17 protein-coding genes are annotated in these 18,616 nt (G+C 61.6%); 6 read left to right on the forward strand and 11 right to left on the reverse strand.

Going from position 1 to position 18,616, the window contains the following annotated elements:
- Nucleotides 1-84 precede the first annotated feature (84 nt).
- Nucleotides 85-723 carry a hypothetical protein gene (locus tag J2Z17_RS18440; protein WP_245224199.1) on the forward strand — a complete coding sequence of 213 codons (639 nt, stop codon included), beginning with the start codon at nt 85-87 and terminating at the stop codon, nt 721-723.
- Nucleotides 724-829: 106 nt separating this feature from the next.
- Here the strand turns inward: J2Z17_RS18440 and J2Z17_RS18445 are convergent, their stop codons facing one another.
- The 5 genes from J2Z17_RS18445 to J2Z17_RS18465 all read right to left on the reverse strand — a co-directional run bounded on the left by J2Z17_RS18445 (nt 830) and on the right by J2Z17_RS18465 (nt 8,714).
- Nucleotides 830-1,336, reverse strand: a complete 507-nt coding sequence (locus J2Z17_RS18445; protein ID WP_209947107.1) for a GNAT family N-acetyltransferase — start codon at nt 1,334-1,336, stop codon at nt 830-832.
- Nucleotides 1,337-1,537: 201 nt separating this feature from the next.
- Nucleotides 1,538-3,370 (reverse strand): translational GTPase TypA, encoded by a 1,833-nt coding sequence (gene typA, locus J2Z17_RS18450; RefSeq protein WP_209947108.1) that lies wholly within the window; start codon nt 3,368-3,370, stop codon nt 1,538-1,540.
- Nucleotides 3,371-3,551: 181 nt separating this feature from the next.
- On the reverse strand, nt 3,552-5,132 hold the full coding sequence (locus tag J2Z17_RS18455) for an alkaline phosphatase D family protein (protein WP_209947109.1): 1,581 nt from the start codon (nt 5,130-5,132) through the stop codon (nt 3,552-3,554).
- A gap of 116 nt (nt 5,133-5,248) precedes the next feature.
- Nucleotides 5,249-7,309 (reverse strand): M3 family metallopeptidase, encoded by a 2,061-nt coding sequence (locus J2Z17_RS18460; RefSeq protein ID WP_245224200.1) that lies wholly within the window; start codon nt 7,307-7,309, stop codon nt 5,249-5,251.
- Between the two features lie 184 nt (nt 7,310-7,493).
- Complete coding sequence (locus J2Z17_RS18465; RefSeq protein ID WP_209947110.1) at nt 7,494-8,714, reverse strand: argininosuccinate synthase; 1,221 nt, start codon at nt 8,712-8,714, stop codon at nt 7,494-7,496.
- A gap of 213 nt (nt 8,715-8,927) precedes the next feature.
- Here J2Z17_RS18465 and J2Z17_RS18470 point away from each other — a divergent pair, with 213 nt between their 5' ends.
- Together J2Z17_RS18470 and J2Z17_RS18475 are read left to right on the forward strand one after the other, a co-directional pair.
- Complete coding sequence (locus tag J2Z17_RS18470) at nt 8,928-9,788, forward strand: SDR family NAD(P)-dependent oxidoreductase (protein WP_209947111.1); 861 nt, start codon at nt 8,928-8,930, stop codon at nt 9,786-9,788.
- Between the two features lie 67 nt (nt 9,789-9,855).
- Nucleotides 9,856-10,497, forward strand: a complete 642-nt coding sequence (locus J2Z17_RS18475; RefSeq protein WP_209947112.1) for a LysE family translocator — start codon at nt 9,856-9,858, stop codon at nt 10,495-10,497.
- Between the two features lie 33 nt (nt 10,498-10,530).
- Here J2Z17_RS18475 and rlmN read toward each other — a convergent pair whose 3' ends face one another.
- The 4 genes from rlmN to J2Z17_RS18495 all read right to left on the reverse strand — a co-directional run bounded on the left by rlmN (nt 10,531) and on the right by J2Z17_RS18495 (nt 13,510).
- Complete coding sequence (gene rlmN, locus J2Z17_RS18480) at nt 10,531-11,715, reverse strand: dual-specificity RNA methyltransferase RlmN (RefSeq protein ID WP_245224201.1); 1,185 nt, start codon at nt 11,713-11,715, stop codon at nt 10,531-10,533.
- A 286-nt stretch (nt 11,716-12,001) separates the two neighbouring features.
- Nucleotides 12,002-12,505 (reverse strand): invasion associated locus B family protein, encoded by a 504-nt coding sequence (locus J2Z17_RS18485; protein WP_209947113.1) that lies wholly within the window; start codon nt 12,503-12,505, stop codon nt 12,002-12,004.
- A gap of 275 nt (nt 12,506-12,780) precedes the next feature.
- A complete protein-coding gene (locus J2Z17_RS18490; RefSeq protein ID WP_209947114.1) occupies nt 12,781-13,155 on the reverse strand; it encodes a YkvA family protein in 375 nt (124 codons plus the stop codon).
- Between the two features lie 52 nt (nt 13,156-13,207).
- Nucleotides 13,208-13,510, reverse strand: a complete 303-nt coding sequence (locus tag J2Z17_RS18495; RefSeq protein WP_209947115.1) for a 4a-hydroxytetrahydrobiopterin dehydratase — start codon at nt 13,508-13,510, stop codon at nt 13,208-13,210.
- 30 nt (nt 13,511-13,540) lie between these two features.
- Here J2Z17_RS18495 and J2Z17_RS18500 point away from each other — a divergent pair, with 30 nt between their 5' ends.
- Nucleotides 13,541-14,020: a low molecular weight protein-tyrosine-phosphatase gene (locus J2Z17_RS18500; RefSeq protein WP_209947116.1), complete on the forward strand. Its 480-nt coding sequence runs from the start codon at nt 13,541-13,543 to the stop codon at nt 14,018-14,020.
- Here the strand turns inward: J2Z17_RS18500 and thpR are convergent.
- Both thpR and J2Z17_RS18510 read right to left on the reverse strand, forming a co-directional pair.
- On the reverse strand, nt 13,954-14,547 hold the full coding sequence (gene thpR, locus J2Z17_RS18505; protein ID WP_209947117.1) for an RNA 2',3'-cyclic phosphodiesterase: 594 nt from the start codon (nt 14,545-14,547) through the stop codon (nt 13,954-13,956). The two genes, J2Z17_RS18500 and thpR, sit on opposite strands and share 67 nt — an antisense overlap.
- Nucleotides 14,548-14,613: 66 nt before the next feature.
- Nucleotides 14,614-15,267 (reverse strand): arylesterase, encoded by a 654-nt coding sequence (locus tag J2Z17_RS18510; RefSeq protein ID WP_209947118.1) that lies wholly within the window; start codon nt 15,265-15,267, stop codon nt 14,614-14,616.
- 74 nt (nt 15,268-15,341) lie between these two features.
- Here J2Z17_RS18510 and J2Z17_RS18515 point away from each other — a divergent pair, with 74 nt between their 5' ends.
- Together J2Z17_RS18515 and J2Z17_RS18520 are read left to right on the forward strand one after the other, a co-directional pair.
- Entirely contained in the window at nt 15,342-16,055 is a 714-nt protein-coding gene (locus J2Z17_RS18515) for an ABC transporter ATP-binding protein (RefSeq protein WP_209947119.1), read from the forward strand.
- Complete coding sequence (locus tag J2Z17_RS18520) at nt 16,052-18,604, forward strand: ABC transporter permease (RefSeq protein ID WP_209947120.1); 2,553 nt, start codon at nt 16,052-16,054, stop codon at nt 18,602-18,604. Before J2Z17_RS18515 ends, J2Z17_RS18520 begins: the two co-directional genes overlap by 4 nt.
- Nucleotides 18,605-18,616 lie beyond the last annotated feature (12 nt).

Consider the following 18,616-nt stretch of genomic DNA (forward strand, 5'->3'; position numbering starts at 1 on the left):
GGGGGTCCGCATTCGTACCTGCGCAGATACTTTGCAAAGCCCGATTGTGACAGCTAGACTGCAATCGATCAGAAGGAGAGGGATATGGCGGGATTGGCGATCCGACGCACGGTGCTGTCGATGGCGCTGGCTTTGATCTTTGCCTTGCTCGTCCTGCGCCCTGGAGCAGCGCAGGCCAATGAGAGCACCTTCACCGAACTGACCCTCAGCCAGTGCACGGTCATCACCGAGAAGGAACTCGGGGCCATTTTCGAATGTCCGGGATATCGGAACTATCCCGTCTATGTCACGGACGGCGATCTGCGCCAGAGTGCGCTTTTCGGTCTAGCACGCCTGGACCTCGTTCAGGGCGGATTCGAGTCCTTCAGCCAGTTCAACTATGTCGGCAGCGAGGTCGAGTGGCGGCTCGACAGGGAGGGCAGGCCTCTGGCCGCTATTCTGCGCTGGATGATCGAGAACGAGCCGGGCGATGACACCTCCGCTTCTCTCGGGCAGGTGCTGGTCATCTCCAAGGTCGCGCAGGAGCAGGACGGCACCGGGTGTGTCATCGGCTATGTCGATGCCCTGCAGAACGATCAGGGCAACATGCTCGCGCGGCAGGTCGCCGACGAGGCTGCCACCGATTTCGCCTGCGGCGTGACGCAAGCATCCTGGCACGGCGAAAAAGGTCTCGCGTCCGGCGACCCGATCCACAGCCCGCCGACGAATTTGTCCGGGAATTAGAGCACGTCTCCCGAAAGGGGCCGCGGTTTCGGGAAGAGGATCCGTGCATGAGCAAGGCCCTCAAACCCCGAAGCGAGGCTGGAAGATCGCGATGTGCCGTAGCGGTCTATTTGAAGATGAAGCCGAGCTTCTTCAGGCGTACGTGATCGAAGTCCTCGATGCCCTCGACCGCATCGACCCCGCCGTTGGAGCGAAAGAAGCGCGTGGCATTTTCGCTGTCTTCCAGGCACCAGACGACCATGCCGTTGCATTTCAGCGATTTGAGCAGGCGCCGTGCCTCGCCGAACAGCATATGGCCGAGACCGATGCCCTGGTATTCGGGGCGCATGTAGAGTTCATAGACTTCGCCTTCGACCGGCAGGGCATTGGCCCTGTTCAGCCCGACCGTGGCATAGCCGGCAATGGTCCCTGCAACATCGGCCACCAGAACGGTTGCCGGTCCGCGAATGGCCTTGCTCCACCATCCCCGGCCACGCCGCTCGATCATTGCGGTCAGAGCCCGATGCGGGATCAATCCGGCATAGGCATTCTGCCAGGCAAGCCTGTGCGTTTCGGATATGGCCAATGCATCCTGACTGTCGGCAGGCCGCACATCGATCGACAACGTTTTCATAACGCTACTCTGGTCCCGCTGCGGGGGTGAAGCCATAACGAAAAGAAAACGCGCCGGCTCCGCCCACAGACTTTTCATCTGGACGACGAGACGAATCTTAGCCGTTTTTGCCGATGCGGCAAGTCGAAGGGCAGAGGTTGCACATGAAATGCAAAGAGCCCCACAAGGGGGCTCCAGCAAATTCCAGCAATGGACCGAGTATCAGCCCTGAGCGGCGCGCGACTTTTCAAAGCGCTTGCGGTCGTTCGCATCCAGATAGAGCTTGCGCAGACGGATCGACTTCGGCGTGACTTCCATCAGTTCGTCGTCCTGGATCCAGGAGAGCGCACGGTCGAGAGTCATGCGGATCGGCGGGGTCAGCTTGACCGCTTCGTCCTTGCCGGCCGAACGGATGTTGGTCAGCTGCTTGCCCTTCAACACGTTGACCTCGAGGTCGTTGTCTCGGGAATGGATGCCGATGATCATGCCCGCATAGACCTTTTCGCCCGGCTCGATGATCATCGGACCGCGGTCTTCCAGGTTGAACATGGCGTAGGCCACCGCTTCACCGGAAGCGTTCGACAGCAGCACGCCGTTCGAACGGCCGGCGATCGTGCCCTTGAAGGGCTGATAGTCGTGGAACAGGCGGTTCATGATCGCCGTGCCGCGGGTGTCGGTCAGAAGTTCCGACTGGTAGCCGATCAGGCCGCGGGTCGGCGCATGGAACACCAGTCGCACGCGATTGCCGCCCGACGGACGAAGCTCGAGCATCTCGGCCTTGCGCTCCGACATCTTCTGGACGACGACACCGGAATGCTCGTCATCGACGTCGATGACGACTTCCTCGATCGGCTCCATCAGCTGGCCGGTCGCCTCGTCCTTGTGCATGACGACGCGGGGACGCGACACGGCGAGCTCGAAGCCTTCGCGGCGCATGGTCTCGATGAGGACGGCGAGCTGCAGTTCGCCACGACCGGATACGTAGAACGAATCCTTGCCTTCGGCTTCCTCGATCTTCAGAGCGACATTGCCTTCGGCCTCCTTGAACAGGCGGTCGCGGATGACGCGGCTGGTGACCTTGTCGCCTTCGGTGCCGGCAAGCGGGCTATCGTTGACGATGAAGGACATGGTGACGGTCGGCGGGTCGATCGGCTGAGCGGTCAGCGCCTGGGTGACGGACGGATCGCAGAAGGTGTCGGCAACGGTGCCCTTCGACAGGCCGGCAATGGCAACGATGTCGCCTGCATGGGCCTCGTCGATCGACGTGCGCTCGATGCCGCGGAATGCGAGGATCTTGGAGATACGGCCGGTTTCGATGACCTTGCCGTCCTGGCCGAGAACCTTCACGGCCTGGTTCGGCTTGATCGAACCGGAGTGGATGCGGCCGGTGATGATACGGCCGAGGAAGGGGTCGGCTTCGAGCAGCGTACCGATCATGCGGAATGCGCCGTCCTCGTCGCCGACGCTCGGCGCCGGGACATGCTTCAGCACCAGGTCGAGCAGCGGGCCGAGACCCTCATCCTTCGGACCTTCCGGATTGACGTTCATCCAGCCATCGCGGCCCGAACCGTAGAGGATCGGAAAATCGAGCTGTTCGTCGGAGGCGTCGAGATTGGCAAAGAGGTCGAAGACTTCGTTGATCACTTCTTCATGACGGCCATCGGGACGGTCGATTTTGTTGATCGCGACGATCGGGCGAAGACCGACCTTCAGCGCCTTGCCGACGACGAACTTGGTCTGCGGCATCGGGCCTTCGGACGAGTCGACCAGAACGATCGCGCCGTCCACCATCGACAGGATGCGCTCGACTTCGCCGCCAAAGTCGGCGTGGCCGGGGGTATCGACGATGTTGACGCGATGTCCCTTCCACTCGACCGAGGTCGCCTTGGCGAGAATGGTAATGCCGCGTTCCTTTTCCAGATCGTTGGAATCCATGACGCGTTCATTAACGCGCTGGTTTTCGCGGAAGGAACCCGACTGTTTCAGGAGCTCGTCAACCAGTGTGGTCTTGCCATGGTCAACGTGCGCAATAATCGCGATATTGCGAAGGTTCATGTCTGATTTCTCTGATGGCTGGGGCGCAACTTGGGAGTACGGCGCCTGTTACTTTGCCGCCCCCATAGCTTTTTTTTCGCGACTGCGAAAGGGGTAAAGCGTTTTCGACCCGATCCCCATGCAATATGGATAACGGTGAGAGGGGTGGAAAAGCCGCAGCCTTCTCCACCCCGACCCTTGATCAGGCGCTGTGCACGGGATCCAGCGCGACCTTGTAGAGTTCGTTGTCGTCACGGTCCATCAGGCGAACGGTCAACTGCTCCGTCTGGCCATCCACGTCAACGATTCCAAAGAACTGGAAGCCTTCCGAGGGCGGCAGGTTCTGCCCCTGCTCGGCGCTTGGCGCCTTGATGAACTTCAGTTCCGGCCCGAATGTCTGGTCCAGATCGTTCGGCCCGAAGGTCCCGGCATGCAGCGGCCCGGAGACGAATTCCCAGAAAGGCTCGAAATCCTGGAACTTGGCCTTTTCCGGGTTGTAGTAATGGGCAGCCGTGTAATGCACATCCGCCGTCAGCCAGACGGTATTGACGATTCCAGCCGTCTTGATGAACCGCAGCAGGTCGGCGATCTCCAGTTCGCGGCCTTTCGGCGAACCATTGTCACCCTGGGCAACGGCTTCCGTCCCCTTGGCATTCTTGTAGTCGTCCCAGACGATGAGGCTGAGCGGCATGTCGGCCGCAATCACCTTCCAGACGGCCTTGGAATTGGCAAGCTCGCGCTTCAGCCAGGCAACCTGCTGCTCGCCGAGGATCCGCGACTGCGCCGTCTGCTCGGTCTCCATCCCGTCATGGTTGGGACCGCGATAGCTGCGCATGTCGAGGAAGAAGACATCGACGAGCGGACCATGCGCGATCTTGCGATAGACGCGGCCCGGTTCGGCCGGCGTGTAGCGGATCGGGGTCATCTCCTGGAAAGCCTGGGCGGCGCGTGCCGAGAGCACGGCGATCGACTTCTCGCTGTAGCGATCGTCGGCCGTCAGATCCTTGCCCGAAGACCAGTTGTTCAACACTTCGTGGTCGTCCCACTGGTAGAATGTCGGACAGATCGCCGACAACTCGCGGACATTCCTGTCGAGCATGTTGTACTTCCACTGACCGCGATATTCCTCGAGCGTCTCGGCCACTTTGCGCTTCTCGTCGACCAGAACGATGTTCTTCCATTTCTTGCCGTCCTTCAGATCGACCTCTTCGGTGATCGGACCGTCGGCATAGATGGTGTCGCCGGAATGCAGGAAGAAGTCCGGTTCATGCTTGGCCATGGTGGCATAGGTCTTCATGCCGACCTCGTCGATGCCCCAGCCCTGCCCGACCGTGTCCCCCGACCAGACGAACCGGATCGACCGCTTCGAGGTCGGCGCAGTGCGGAACCGGCCGGTGATCGGCTCCGAGACCTCGTTGATATTGGAAAGATCGGCAGCCTTGAACCGGTAGAAGATCTCCTGATCCGCCGGCAGGTCGGTGAGCAGACGCTTGACGGTGAAATCGCTGCTGGACAGCGCGTTGAGCGGCGCAAGGCGCACCGGGTTGGCGAAACTTTCGGTGGTCGAATACTCCATCATGATGCGCGACGGGCGATCGACGCGGCCCCAGATCATGCCGGAGGACGCATCGACATCGCCGGACTGGACGCCATGGGTAAAGACCGGCCCCTGCGCGGCGCGGGCATAATACGGCAGCGGCAGACCGGAGGCCGCGACCAGGCTGGTCGCACCGGAAGACAGCAGAAATGATCGACGCGACAGCGCCTTGAGCTTGAGTGACATGAACCTCTCCTCGTTCGATATGGCGGATGGGTATCCGCCGCCACACCGAAGCAGAGGCTCATGTCATCAGCGCAATCGTCTGATGACAGACAGATTAAGCTTGTGTGACGGCCCGCTCAGGCCGCCAGTCCACGCTTCTTCAGCATGGCATCCTCGTTCGGCAGGCGACCGCGGAAAGCCACATAGGCGTCTTCGGGATCGACCGATCCGCCGGCCGAATAGATGTTGTCCTTCAGCTTGCGGGCGACGTCCGCATTGAAGGGATCGTCGGTTTCCTCGAAAGCCGAGAAGGCGTCGGCGTCGAGCACTTCCGACCACATGTAGGAATAATAACCCGCAGAATAGCCGTCGCCTGCAAAGACGTGCTGGAAGTGCGGCGTCGCGTGTCGCATGACGATCGACTGCGGCAGGCCGAGTTCGGCCAGCAGATCGGCCTGCAGCGCCATGGGGTCATCCACGACATTGCGCGTGTGAAATGCCATGTCGACCAAGGCCGAGGAGGTGAATTCGATGGTCGCGAAACCGGCATTGAACGTCTGGGCTGCCAGCACCTTGTCGAGCAGCGCCTTGGGGATCGGCTCACCGGTCTTGTAGTGGACGGCATACTGCTTCAGGATTTCCGGCACCGTAAGCCAGTGCTCGTAAAGCTGCGATGGCAGTTCGACGAAGTCGCGCGACACGCCCGTTCCGGCAACGGACGGATAGGTGACATTGGACAGCATGCCGTGCAGCGCGTGGCCGAATTCGTGAAACAGTGTGCGTGCATCATCCAGAGACAGCAGCGCCGGCTTGCCTGCTTCCGGCTTGGCGAAGTTGCAGACATTGTAGACGAACGGAATTTCACCCTCGGCGCCGTTCTTCAGTTTCAGCTTGTGCTGCGACTGGAAGGAACTCATCCAGGCGCCTGAACGCTTCGACGCGCGGGCAAAATAGTCACCGAGGAATACCGCGACCAGTGTGCCGGCGGCATCGCGAATTTCCCAGGCACGGACATCGGGGTGATATCCGGTCACGCCCGCGAGCGGCGTCGCCTTGATACCGAAAAGGCGTCCGGCCACGTCGAAGCAAGCCTCGATGATCTTTTCGAGCTGCAGGTATGGCTTCAGCTCGGCTTCGGAGAAGTCAAAAGTCTGGGTGCGCATCTTCTCGGCATAATAGCGCCAGTCCCAGGGCATGACCGGATGGTTTCGACCCTCCGCAGCAACCAGACCGGCAAGCGCATTCTCTTCCCGGCGGGCCTGCACGAGCGCCTTCTGCCAGACCTTGGTCAAAAGGCCGTTCACCGCTTCAGGCGTTTTCGCCATGGTGTCGTCGAGCTTCAGCGCCGCGTAATTGTCATAGCCGAGCAGACCGGCCTTCTCGTTTCGCAAAGCCAGGGTCTGCTTGACGATCTCGCGATTGTCGGTGTCACCGCCGTTCTCGCCGCGGGCCACCCACGCCCTGAACGCCTGTTCGCGCAGATCCCGGCGCTCCGAAAAGGTCAGGAATGGCTCGATGATCGACCGGGACAGCGTGACGGCATAAGGCTCGCCCATGCCGCGCTCCCTGGCGGCACTCGCCATGGCATCGCGCACGAAGTCGGGCAGTCCCGCCAGATCACCGTCCTCCGACAAGCCCAGAGACCATGATTTCTCGTCGGCCAGAACATTCTGGCCGAAGCTGGCGCCCAGTCCGGCCAGCGTCTCGTTGATCTTTGCCAGCCGTTCCTGTTCGGCACGCTCGAGCTTGGCACCCGATTTGACGAAACCCTTCCAATGGCGCTTCAGCACCCGCTGCTGCTCGACCGTCAGACCCAGCGTATCCCTGGCCTCCCAGAGGGCGTCGATCCGGCCAAACAGCGTCATGTTCATCCCGATTTTCGAGTAATGCCTGGACAGCTTCGGCGCCATTTCGCGCTCCAGAGACTGGATCACCGGGTTGGTATTGGCGCCGGCAAGCGTCCAGAACAGCGAGGATACCCGCGACAGCCCGTCGCCGGCGATTTCCAGTGCCTCGATGGTGTTTTCGAAAGTCGCCGCCTCTGGGTTGTTGGCGATCTCCTCGATCTCGGCATCGTGCTCTGCCAGCATCGCATCGAAGGCGGGCGCAAAATCGCTGTCCTTGATCGCGTCGAAGCGCGGAAGCCCGTCCGAACCGTTCCATTCGATGAGAGCCGGATTGATGTGTGCTTGCGCCATGATGCCATCCTGAAATGCGGCCGAAAGGCCTTTTGAAATCATCTGGTCGGAAGATAGTGGGACCGGACTCATCCGGCAATGGCGGCGCGGCCGGGCAAATGCCTTGACGCGGCCTTGAGCACACGAAAAAAGCCGCCGCCCCTTGTCAGGACGACGGCCTCCAATACGGGTTGCAGAGCTGCAATCAGCCGAGATTGCGCTTGCCGAGGGTGCGCAGTCGTAGCGCGTTCAGCTTGATGAAGCCGGCTGCATCCTTCTGGTCATAGGCGCCCTGGTCGTCCTCGAAGGTGACCAGCTTGTCGGAATAGAGCGACTTGTCGCTTTCCCGGCCGATGACCATGACATTGCCCTTGTAGAGCTTCAGCGTCACTTCGCCCTCGACATGTCTCTGGCTGAGATCGATGGCTGCCTGCAGCATCTCGCGCTCCGGCGAGAACCAGAAGCCGTAATAGATGAGCTCCGCATAGCGCGGCATCAGCTCGTCCTTGAGATGGGCCGCACCGCGGTCGAGCGTGATGCTCTCGATCGCACGGTGAGCCGCCAGCAGGATCGTGCCGCCGGGGGTCTCGTAGACGCCGCGGCTCTTCATGCCGACAAAGCGGTTTTCAACGAGGTCGAGGCGGCCGATGCCGTTGTCGCGGCCGTAATCGTTGAGCTTGGCGAGAAGCGTTGCCGGCGAAAGGCGCTCGCCGTTGATCGAGACGGCATCGCCCTTTTCGAAGCCGATCTTGATCACGGTCGCCTTGTCGGGCGCGGCCTCCGGCGAGATCGTGCGCATATGCACGTATTCGGGGGCTTCCTGGCTCGGATCTTCCAGAACCTTGCCCTCGGACGAGGAGTGCAGCAGGTTTGCATCGACCGAGAACGGCGCCTCGCCCTTCTTGTCCTTGGCGACCGGGATCTGGTTCTGCTCGGCAAATTCCAGAAGGTCCGTGCGGCTCTTGAAGGTCCAGTCGCGCCAGGGGGCGATGATCTTGATGTCCGGATTCAACGCATAGGCCGAGAGCTCGAAGCGGACCTGGTCATTGCCCTTGCCGGTGGCGCCATGGGCGATCGCATCGGCACCGGTCTTCCTGGCGATCTCGATCAGGTGCTTGGAGATCAGCGGGCGGGCGATCGAGGTGCCGAGCAGGTATACGCCCTCATAGACGGCATTGGCACGGAACATCGGGAAGACGAAGTCGCGGACGAATTCCTCCCGGACATCCTCGATGAAGATCTCCTTGATCCCCAGCATCTCGGCCTTCTTGCGGGCCGGCTCGAGTTCCTCGCCCTGGCCGAGATCGGCCGTGAAGGTCACGACTTCAGCGCCGAGTTCGGTCTGCAGCCATTTCAGGATGATCGAGGTGTCGAGGCCGCCGGAATAGGCAAGCACGACTTTCTTGACGTCTTTGATGGGGGCCATTGTCATGTCCGTTCGCGTCGATTTTCGGGCCGTTAGACCCGCTGGATAGGTGAATGGCGCGCACTTTTAGCCAGTTTGCCGCAGCACGCAAGGCCACAGGCCGAATTGTGCGGGGGCCTTGCGCAGCCCGGCTCGATTGCCCTGCCATATGGCCGTTTGACGGTGACCGTCGGGCTCCCTATCTGTTGCGGGGACGCTGCAGAGGAGACAGCCATGAGCCGAGCGCAAGAGATCTTTCATCCGGGCAAGCTTGCCGTCATCACCGGCGGTGCATCCGGCATCGGCTATGCCGCGGCCGAAGCCTGCGCCGATGCCGGCATGAATGTCGTGATCGCCGATCTGGCCGGGGAGCGTTTGGACAATGCGGCCGTCTCGCTCGGCACCAAGGCAGCGGCCGGTGCCAGGGTGGTGACGATCGCCACCGATGTCGGGGACCCTGCCTCGATCGAGAACCTGAAGCAGCGCGTCAAGGCCGAGTTCGGTCCGGTCCATTTCCTGATGAACAATGCCGGCATCCAGCCGGGCAGCAGCCTGTTCGGACCGACGGAAAACTGGGACCAGGTGCTGGCGGTCAACCTGCTCGGGATCATCAACGGCTCGCGCCTGTTCGGTCCCGACATGATCGCCCATGGCGAACCGGCCATGATCGTCAACACCGGCTCCAAGCAGGGCATCACCACGCCGCCGGGCGATCCCGCCTACAATGTCGCCAAGGCCGGCGTCAAAGCCTTGACCGAGGCTCTGGAGCACGAACTGCGCAACACGCCGGATTGCAAGGTTTCCGCCCACCTGCTGATCCCGGGTTTCGTCTTTACCGGACTGACGGCGGGCGACCGCAAGGAAAAGCCGGATGCCGCCTGGACACCGCAGCAGACGGTTGCCTTCATGATGGCGAGCCTCAGGGAGGGCGACTTCTACATTCTCTGCCCCGACAATGATGTCGACAGACGGACCGACGAACTGCGCATGCAGTGGGCGATCGGCGATATCGTCGAAAACCGCCCGCCGCTGTCACGCTGGCACCCCGACTACAAGGACAAGTTTGCTGCCTATCTGAAGCACGACGGAGGCTGATTGGCAGGGCGCTGCAAACGCGTTAGAGAGGATTTTCGCAAACCCTCTCGAGCCCGGACCGCCCGCCATGGATTTCCTGCCGAACCTGCCGACACTTGCCGCCTTCACGCTTGCCATCCTGCTTCTGGCGATCACCCCCGGGCCGGACATGACGCTCTGGATCAGCCGCTCGCTGCGCGACGGCCGCGCTACCGGCATGATGGCGCTGGCCGGCACGCAGCTCGGCATCACCGTTCACACGCTGCTCGTGGCCTTCGGCATCTCGGCGCTGATCGTGGCCTCGCCGACAGCCTTCTTCATCCTGAAGACCGGTGGTGCCGCCTATCTGTTGTGGCTCGCCTACCAAGCGGTGCGCTACGGCTCGAAGTTCACCGTCAAGGCCGGGGGCGACCGCCGCACCGCACCACTCGGCGCCTTCCTCAACGGCTGCTGGGTCAACCTGCTCAACCCGAAGGTCATCATCTTCTTCATGACCTTTTTGCCGCAATTCGTCAGCGCATCCGACCCGCATGTGACGGGTAAGCTGATCTTTCTCGGATTCTGGTCGTTGATCGTGGCCCTGCCGATCGGCATCGGCATCGTCATCGGGGCCGACGGCATGTCGGCCTGGCTGCAGACCAACCGCAAGGTGCTGCGCGCCATCGACTATACCTTTGCCGGCGTCTTCTCGCTCTTCGCGGTCAAGATCTTCTTCACCCACGCCAAATAAGGCAGGCGTGATCGCGTCAGGCCGCGGCGAGGATCAGTCCTCGCCGTGATTGGCAATCATCATGGCCTCGAAGGCCATGCGCTCGGTCTTGCGCATGCGTTCCGATTCCGACTTCAGCTGACCGCAGGCGGCGAGGATGTCGCGGCCCCGCGGAGTGCGGATCGGCGAGGCATAGCCGGCCTGGTTGATGAAATCGGCAAACTTCTCGATCTGCGACCATTCCGAACACTGGTAATTGGTGCCGGGCCAGGGATTGAACGGGATCAGGTTGATCTTCGCCGGCACGCCCTTCAGCAGTTGCACCAGACGCTTCGCATCGTCGATGCTGTCGTTCACGTCCTTCAGCATCACATATTCGAAGGTGATGCGGCGGGCGTTGGAAAGGCCGGGATAGTTCCGGCAGGCATCCATCAGATCCTTGAGCGGATATTTCTTGTTGATCGGCACCAGCATGTCGCGCAGGTCGTCGCGCACGGCATGCAGCGAGATCGCCAGCATGCAGCCGATCTCGTCGCCGGTGCGGAAGATCTCCGGAACGACGCCGGAGGTCGACAGCGTGATCCGGCGCTTGGACAGCGACAGGCCATCGCCGTCGGATGCGATCAGCAATGCCTGCTTGACGTTGTCGAAATTGTAGAGCGGTTCCCCCATGCCCATCATCACGACGTTGGAGACCTTGCGGCCTTCTGCCGGCATCATCGTGCCGACCGGTGCGTCGCGATCCGGGAAATCGCCGAGCCGGTCGCGCGCCAGCAGAAGCTGCGCCAGGATCTCTTCCGCCGTCAGGTTGCGCACCAGGCGCTGGGTCCCGGTGTGACAGAAGGAACAGGTGAGCGTGCACCCCACCTGGCTCGAAATACAAAGGGTGCCGCGGCCCTCTTCGGGAATATAGACGGTCTCGATCTCCACCGGGCGCCCTGCGCCACGTGGTGGAAAGCGCAGCAACCATTTGCGCGTCCCGTCATTGGACACCTGCTCATCGACCACTTCCGGCCGGGCAATCGTGAAATGCCGCATCAGCATCTCGCGCATGTCCTTGGCGACATTCGTCATGTCGTTGAAATCAGACACGCCGCGCACATAGATCCAGTTCCAGATCTGGCTGACCCGCATCTTGATCTGCTTTTCGGCAACGCCCTTTTCGCGCAAAGCCTCGCCCAGTTGCACCCGATCGAGCCCGATCAGCGACGGCAGGTCACGCGCGGGTTCGACGCCCATCGGCGAAAATCCCTGATCCCTTGTCGCGATAGCCATATCCGCTGCCACCATGGCGTCCACCTTTCCAACAACACCCCGTGCCCGAGCCGGTTTGCAGCGGGCAGAAACGTGTTTGCAAATTTCTGATGTCATCCTGCCTGCCAGCCGGTCGGCAACCGGCGGCGGGATCTTTCATTCGCGCCTTTACCACTAAAAACGGCCGCCGTCACGCCCCGGCGGCCCAAACGTCAAAAGGCACCGGCCGGAACGCGTCCGGCCAGTGCCTCGGAATCGTCAGTCGCAGAGCTTACTTGCAGCTCTCGATCTTCTTCAGGGCCGCCGAAATGCCGGACAGCGAATAAGTGTAGCTTGTCGCCGTGCCGCGCGCCGATGTCGCCTTGACGGTCATCGCATGCCCGCCCTTCATGGCGGCTACCAGCGCCGGTTCCTCGGCCGCATTCTCGACCCAGGCTGCCTTGTCCTTGGTGAACATCACATAGTTCTTGCCATCGACATCGACATTGACCTTGGAGCCTTCCTTGAGGGAGTAACCCATCATGGCCTGCGGCTCGTAGGAGATGTTCTGGCCGGGACGCTGCGACACGATGAAGAAAATGTCGCCATGATCGACGCTGCTGGGCTGCTTGCTCGTCGGCACCGCAAGGACATAGCACACCGTGCCGCCCTTCGACTTGTAGGAATAAGCGCCCCAAGCCTGGAACTGTTCGATACGGGTGGGCGTCTGCGCCGTAGCGACGGTGACGCTTGCCAGAACGACTGCGAGTGCGGTGAATATACGTCTTACAAACATGTTTTCCCTGCCGGTTGCTTCCGTGTCTCCGGGTTCAGATGGTCGGACATTTCGTCATCATAACCAGCTTCAGCTTAGCTTAAGTTTGGTTACCAAACCGTCAACCTAGAACACGAAGAATGTGTGGCGGCCCAAGATTCGGGCGCTGCCCTGCTTTGTCGAGCCTGGAACGTCTCACCGAGGAGATCCGGTTCGATTGAGGCGAAAACATGCAAACAGAAGGATTAGGGCAAGAGTTTGACCCGCTGGCCGATAGGCGATCCCGCATGCCGCGATCACGAATCATTGTCACTCAACGCCTGATCGGCTGCGTCATAATGGCTCGCTTTCATGTGCCCCCGGACCAGTGTGATCGCCGTTGTCAGGACGGCGAGGTCATCCCCAAAGCCGATGAACGCGAGCATGTCGGGCACGGCGTCGAACGGCAGCACGAAATAGCCAAGCGCTGCCAGCAGAATGCCGCGCACCCGGGTCGGCGTTGTCGGGTCCATCGCGCAATAATAGGCGGCGACCACATCCCGGCCGAAGGGCAATTGGCGCATGGCGCGCTTCAGCGTCTTCCAGAACTTGGTCCTGACCTGGGTCTCCTGGCGGGATTGCGTGCCGTCATCCCCAGGCAGCAGGATTTCTCCGATCTTCACATCGTCCATATCGCTGTCTCCGCAACATTATTGATCCGATATGGGACAAAACTGCGGGCTTTCAATGTCGGCGTTCTGCCGCCTTGTCCATCGCCGCGGCAAGCTTGAAGTCCAGTTCCGTCACCCCCCTGGCACTATGGGTGGTGAGCCTGACCTCGACGCGTGCGTAGACATTCGACCATTCCGGATGATGATCCAGTTTTTCCGCCATCAGGGCGCACTCCGTCATGAAGGCGAAGGCAACGCGGAAATCGGCAAACTTGAAATTGCGCGCGATCGCCGTCCCATCCGGTTCGAGGCACCAATCGGGAAAGTCTGCCAGGGCTTTTTGAATTGCCTCTGGGTCCATCGCTTCGTATGGCAAGCCAACCACTCCTCTCGATCAGGTGCAGCAATGACGACGCGTCCCATCCTCTTCGTCTGCTTGGGCAATATCTGCCGGTCGCCACTGGCGGAAGGCATATTCAAATCGCTCGCCGATGGAGCCGGCCTTGGTGAACAACTGCCATCCGATTCGGTCGGCCTCGGCCGCTGGCATGTCGGACATCCGCCGGATCCCCGATCGATTGCAACCGCAGCCCGCCATGGCCTCGATATCGCCGACTTCCGGGCCCGGCAGCTGGAACCGTCGGATTTCGACCGCTTCTCCCTGATCCTGGCAATGGATCATGACAATCTTGCCGGCATCCGCGCCCGTGCACCAGCCCGAACCGGAGCGGAGATCCATTCCTTCATGGCATTCGCCACGGGCCGGGCGCTCGACGTTCCCGATCCCTATTACGGCCCGGATCAGGACTTCGAAGCGGTCTACAAGATGCTCTTCTCGGCCTGCCAGTCACTGCTCGAAAAACTGTCGGAACCGACGCGCTCGTAAAGCGGAAAGGCTTCTTCGGTGAGGTAAGGGCCGCCGCCGACGGATTCCCGCGACGACAAGAGGACGAAGCGGGGCACGGTGAACGAGGCGGTGTGGAAGTTTCCGCGTCCCGCAAGATAGTGGACCACGTCATCGACCCGGCTGCCCTTCGTCCGCGCCAGCGTGACGTGCGGCGAGAATTTCCGGGGATCGGCGGCAAGGCCGAGGCGCTGGCAGATCCGCTCGATTTCGCCCTGCAGGGCAAACATTTCCGGCGCCGGCGTCACACCTGCCCAGACCGAATGCGGCTTCTTCGACCCGAAGGAACCGACCCCGTTCAACGCGATTTCGAATTCGGGCCGGTCGACGCGATCCAGCCGGTAGACGATTTCGTCTGCGGTACGGCCGTCGACATCCCCGATAAAACGTAGGGTGATGTGATAGTTCTCCACATCGATCCAGCGGGCCCCGGGAAGACCACCTCTCAGCAAGGAGAGGCTTAAGGCCGCATGACGCGGAATTTCGAGAGCGACAAAAAGTCTCGGCATGCGAGCCTCCCCGAATCTCAGAACGACACCTACAGCGAATCACGCAAAGCCATTTGCTGCAAGGACTTAATTCGACTCCTTGGAAATCGTACCCAGGAACTTATCCAGGGAAGGCAGCATACGCTCGACCATGACGGCGACCCCCTTGGCGTTCGGATGCATCCCGTCGGAGAGTTGCAGCGCGGCATGGGTGACCACGCCGTCGAGGACGAACGGATAAAGCGGCAGGTCGTGGGACTTGGCCAGCCGCGGATAGATCTCGTTGAAGCGCTTTTCGTAGTCGGCCCCCATGTTCGGCGGTGCTAGCATGCCGACCAGATAGATGGCGATCCTGCGTTCCTTGAGCCGCGTGATCATCGCCTCCAGGTTTTTCTCGGTCTGTTCAGGCGAAAGACCGCGCAAGGCATCGTTGGCGCCAAGCTCGAGGATCACGCCGTCCGTCCCGTCCGGCACCGACCAGTCGAGCCGTGCCAGCCCATCGGCCGTGGTATCGCCGGAGACGCCGGCATTGGCGATCTCGATATCCTGCCCCGCGTCGCGCAGCTTCGCCTGCAGCTGCTGCGGCAGCCCCTCATCCGGAGCCAGCTGATAACCCGCCATCAGGCTGTCGCCGAAACCGACGAGCTTCACCGTCGCGGCTGCAGCGCCGCTTGCCGGCAAGGTTGCACCGAGTAAAACAGCGCAAACGCAGATTTGACCGAGCACTGCTTTAAAAATCATTGGTCTATCCCTAGATTTGTGTGAACCGAGGCGTCGCCCCCTTGCGGCATGGCTTACATATAGGACGACCACGCGTGAGAAAAACCGTCATCGAACTTCGCAGGGCAGACCTGACCCTTGGAAGCGCCGCAGCAGCCGTTCACGTGCTGAAAGGCATCGATCTCAAGGTGGATGCCGGAGAAGCGGTCGGTATCGTCGGCCCCTCAGGATCGGGGAAATCGACATTACTGATGGTCCTTGCCGGGCTGGAAAGGCTCGACAGCGGCGAAATCTTCGTCAATGGCGAGGCACTCCATACCCTGAAGGAAGATGCACTGGCCGATTTCCGCGGCCGCAATATCGGTATCGTCTTTCAATCCTTCCATCTGATCGGCAACATGACGGCGCTGGAAAACGTCGCCTTGCCGCTCGAGCTTGCCAACCGTCACGATGCCTTCGCCGTCGCGCGCGCTGAACTCGAGGCCGTCGGGCTGGGTCAGCGCCTGCACCATTATCCCGGCCAATTGTCCGGCGGAGAGCAGCAACGCGTGGCCATCGCCCGCGCGCTGGCGCCCAATCCGACGGTGCTGATCGCCGACGAGCCAACCGGCAATCTCGATGGCGAGACCGGGCGGCAGGTGGCCGATCTTCTGTTTGCCATGCAGGCCAAGCGGCAGACGACGCTGATTCTCGTGACCCATGATCCGGCGCTGGCAGCCCGCTGCAGCCGGCAGATCAAGGTGCGATCTGGCATGCTGGACGGCAGCGAAGAGCGACCGCCACGTCAGGCGGAAGTGATGCCGGCATGAGACAAGCCATAGGGCTCTTCCCTGTTGCCTGGCGCATCGCTCTGCGGGAAATGCGCGGCGGGCTGCGCGGCTTCTACATCTTCATGGCCTGCATTGCCCTTGGCACCGGCGCTATCGCCGCGGTCAACTCCGTCTCGTCTGACATTACACAGTCGATCTCGGCGCAGGGCCGGAACCTGTTGGCCGGCGATCTGCGTTTCGAATTGAACAACCGCGAAGCGAACACCGACGAACGGGCCTTTCTCGCCGGTTTGGGAGAAATATCCGAAACCATCAATCTGCGCTCGATGGCACGACTGCCGGACGGCTCGGACCAGTCGCTCGTCGAGATCAAGGCCGTCGATGGCAAATACCCCCTCTACGGCAAGGTGGAGACCCAGCCCGATCCCGCGGCTGCAGCCGACTGGCGTAGCGACACGGGCTCCTCCCCCTATCCCGCGCTTGTCGCACCTTTGCTTCTGGATCGGCTCGGGCTGAAGCCCGGTTCCGAACTGCTTGTGGGTGACGCGCGCTTCAGAATTGCCGCTGCCCTCGACAAGGAACCGGACGCCCTTTCCGAAGGCTTCGGCTTTGCGCCACGGCTGATGACCACGATCGAAGGCCTGAAGGCAACCGGCCTACTGAAAACCGGCAGCCTTGTCGAACATGCCTACCGCATCAAGCTCAACCCCGGCGCACCATCGCTTCAGGCGATCCAGGACCAGGCGAAGACCAAATTTCCGGCAGCCGGCTGGTCGATCCGCACCAGCAACCGCGCCGCGCCTGCCCTGACCGAAAATGTCGAGCGTTTCTCGCAGTTCCTGACCCTTGTCGGGTTAACCGCGCTGATCGTTGGCGGTGTCGGCGTTGCCAACGCCGTCAGCGCCTTTCTCGATTCCAAGCGCACCGTCATCGCGACATTGAAATGCATCGGCGCCCCGTCGACCGCCGTCATCATGGTCTACTGCATCCAGATCATGCTGATCGCCGCGATCGGCATCGCTCTCGGCCTGCTGCTCGGCATTGTCGCACCGATCATCGCGGCGCGCTATCTGTCGGAATTCCTGCCCCTCTCGACGGGGGCCGGCTTTCATCCGGCGGCACTGGTGCTTGCAGCCCTTTTCGGCCTGCTGACCACTGCTGCATTTTCAGCCCTGCCGCTCGGTCGCGCCCGCGAGATTCCAGCCACCGCGCTGTTGCGCGAAGGCGGCTTCGAAAGACGGCGCCTGCCATCCTGGCCCTATCTGGCAGCCATGGCGACCGCCCTTGTCGTGCTGGCGGCCCTCGCCATCTGGACATCGCAGGATCGTTACCTGGCGCTCCTGTTCATGGTCGCCATGGCCGGCGTATTCCTGGTTCTGCGCCTGGTTGCCGCAATCATCACGCTAGCCGCGCGCCACAGCCCGACAGTGCACTTTCCTGCCCTCAGACTGGCCATAAGTAACATCCATCGCCCGGGCGCACTCACCACCTCGGTCGTCCTGTCACTGGGGCTTGGGCTCTCACTCCTGGTTTCGCTGGCCCTTATCGATGGCAATCTGCGCCAGCAACTGTCCTCAAACCTGCCGGAAAAGGCGCCCAATTTCTTCTTCATCGATATCCAGGGCTCCGAGATAGACGGCTTCCGGCAGCTGCTGAAGGCGCAGGCGCCGAAGGCGAGCCTGGAGGCCGTGCCCATGCTGCGCGGCCGGATCCTCGCATTCAACGACAAGGATGTCGCCAAGATGGAAGTGCCGTCCGAAGGGCGATGGGTGCTGCGCGGCGACCGTGGGATTACCTATGCCGACCGCTTGCCGCAAGACACCAGCCTGACCGCCGGCGAATGGTGGGATTCCGCCTACAAGGGCGAGCCGCTCGTCTCCTTTTCCGACCGGGAGGCGAAGGCGCTCGGCCTGAAAATCGGCGACAGCGTGACCGTCAATGTGCTCGGCCGCAACATCACGGCGCGCATCGCAAACTTCCGCAAGGTCGACTGGGAAAGCCTGTCGATCAATTTTGTCATGGTCTTCTCGCCGAACACCTTTGCCGGCGCACCGCATGCTTGGTTGGCGACCCTTTCCAATCCCGATGCGACAGCCAAGGACGACGCCACGCTGCTCAGGACCGTTACCAACCGTTTTCCAACGATCACCAGCGTCCGCGTCAAGGACGCGCTGGATACGATCAACCATCTCGTCGACCAGCTGGCATTTGCGTTGCGGGCCGCAGCATCCGTGGCACTCGTCGCCTCGGTACTGGTGCTGTCGGGCGCTCTGGCCGCCGGCAATCGTGGCCGTACCCATGATGCCGTGATCATCAAGACGCTCGGTGCGACCCGCCGAACGCTGATGCGCGCCTTCACCTTCGAATATGTGCTGCTCGGACTGGCCACGGCAATCTTCGCACTTCTGGCCGGCGGCGGGGCTGCCTGGTATGTCCTACAGCACATCATGAAGTTGCCGTCGGATTTCCTGCCCGGCGTCGCAGTGGCCACCGTTGTCATCTCGATCGTCACCACCGTGACCATCGGCCTTGTCGGCACATGGCGCGTACTGGGCCAGAGCGCAGCCCCGGTCTTGCGCGAGCTTTAACCAAGTCCAGCC

This window comes from Heterorhizobium halophytocola, from assembly GCF_017873095.1.
GTDB classification, from domain to species: Bacteria; Pseudomonadota; Alphaproteobacteria; order Rhizobiales; family Rhizobiaceae; genus Allorhizobium; species Allorhizobium halophytocola.

Bases quoted from the DNA above. Each gene is read 5' to 3' on its own strand.
- J2Z17_RS18440 (WP_245224199.1), top strand. From the start codon at position 85: ATGGCGGGATTGGCGATCCGACGCACGGTGCTGTCGATGGCGCTGGCT.
- J2Z17_RS18445 (WP_209947107.1), bottom strand. From the start codon at position 1,336: ATGAAAACGTTGTCGATCGATGTGCGGCCTGCCGACAGTCAGGATGCA.
- typA (WP_209947108.1), bottom strand. From the start codon at position 3,370: ATGAACCTTCGCAATATCGCGATTATTGCGCACGTTGACCATGGCAAG.
- J2Z17_RS18455 (WP_209947109.1), bottom strand. From the start codon at position 5,132: ATGTCACTCAAGCTCAAGGCGCTGTCGCGTCGATCATTTCTGCTGTCT.
- J2Z17_RS18460 (WP_245224200.1), bottom strand. From the start codon at position 7,309: ATGGCGCAAGCACACATCAATCCGGCTCTCATCGAATGGAACGGTTCG.
- J2Z17_RS18465 (WP_209947110.1), bottom strand. From the start codon at position 8,714: ATGGCCCCCATCAAAGACGTCAAGAAAGTCGTGCTTGCCTATTCCGGC.
- J2Z17_RS18470 (WP_209947111.1), top strand. From the start codon at position 8,928: ATGAGCCGAGCGCAAGAGATCTTTCATCCGGGCAAGCTTGCCGTCATC.
- J2Z17_RS18475 (WP_209947112.1), top strand. From the start codon at position 9,856: ATGGATTTCCTGCCGAACCTGCCGACACTTGCCGCCTTCACGCTTGCC.
- rlmN (WP_245224201.1), bottom strand. From the start codon at position 11,715: ATGGGCGTCGAACCCGCGCGTGACCTGCCGTCGCTGATCGGGCTCGAT.
- J2Z17_RS18485 (WP_209947113.1), bottom strand. From the start codon at position 12,505: ATGTTTGTAAGACGTATATTCACCGCACTCGCAGTCGTTCTGGCAAGC.
- J2Z17_RS18490 (WP_209947114.1), bottom strand. From the start codon at position 13,155: ATGGACGATGTGAAGATCGGAGAAATCCTGCTGCCTGGGGATGACGGC.
- J2Z17_RS18500 (WP_209947116.1), top strand. From the start codon at position 13,541: ATGACGACGCGTCCCATCCTCTTCGTCTGCTTGGGCAATATCTGCCGG.
- thpR (WP_209947117.1), bottom strand. From the start codon at position 14,547: ATGCCGAGACTTTTTGTCGCTCTCGAAATTCCGCGTCATGCGGCCTTA.
- J2Z17_RS18510 (WP_209947118.1), bottom strand. From the start codon at position 15,267: ATGATTTTTAAAGCAGTGCTCGGTCAAATCTGCGTTTGCGCTGTTTTA.
- J2Z17_RS18520 (WP_209947120.1), top strand. From the start codon at position 16,052: ATGAGACAAGCCATAGGGCTCTTCCCTGTTGCCTGGCGCATCGCTCTG.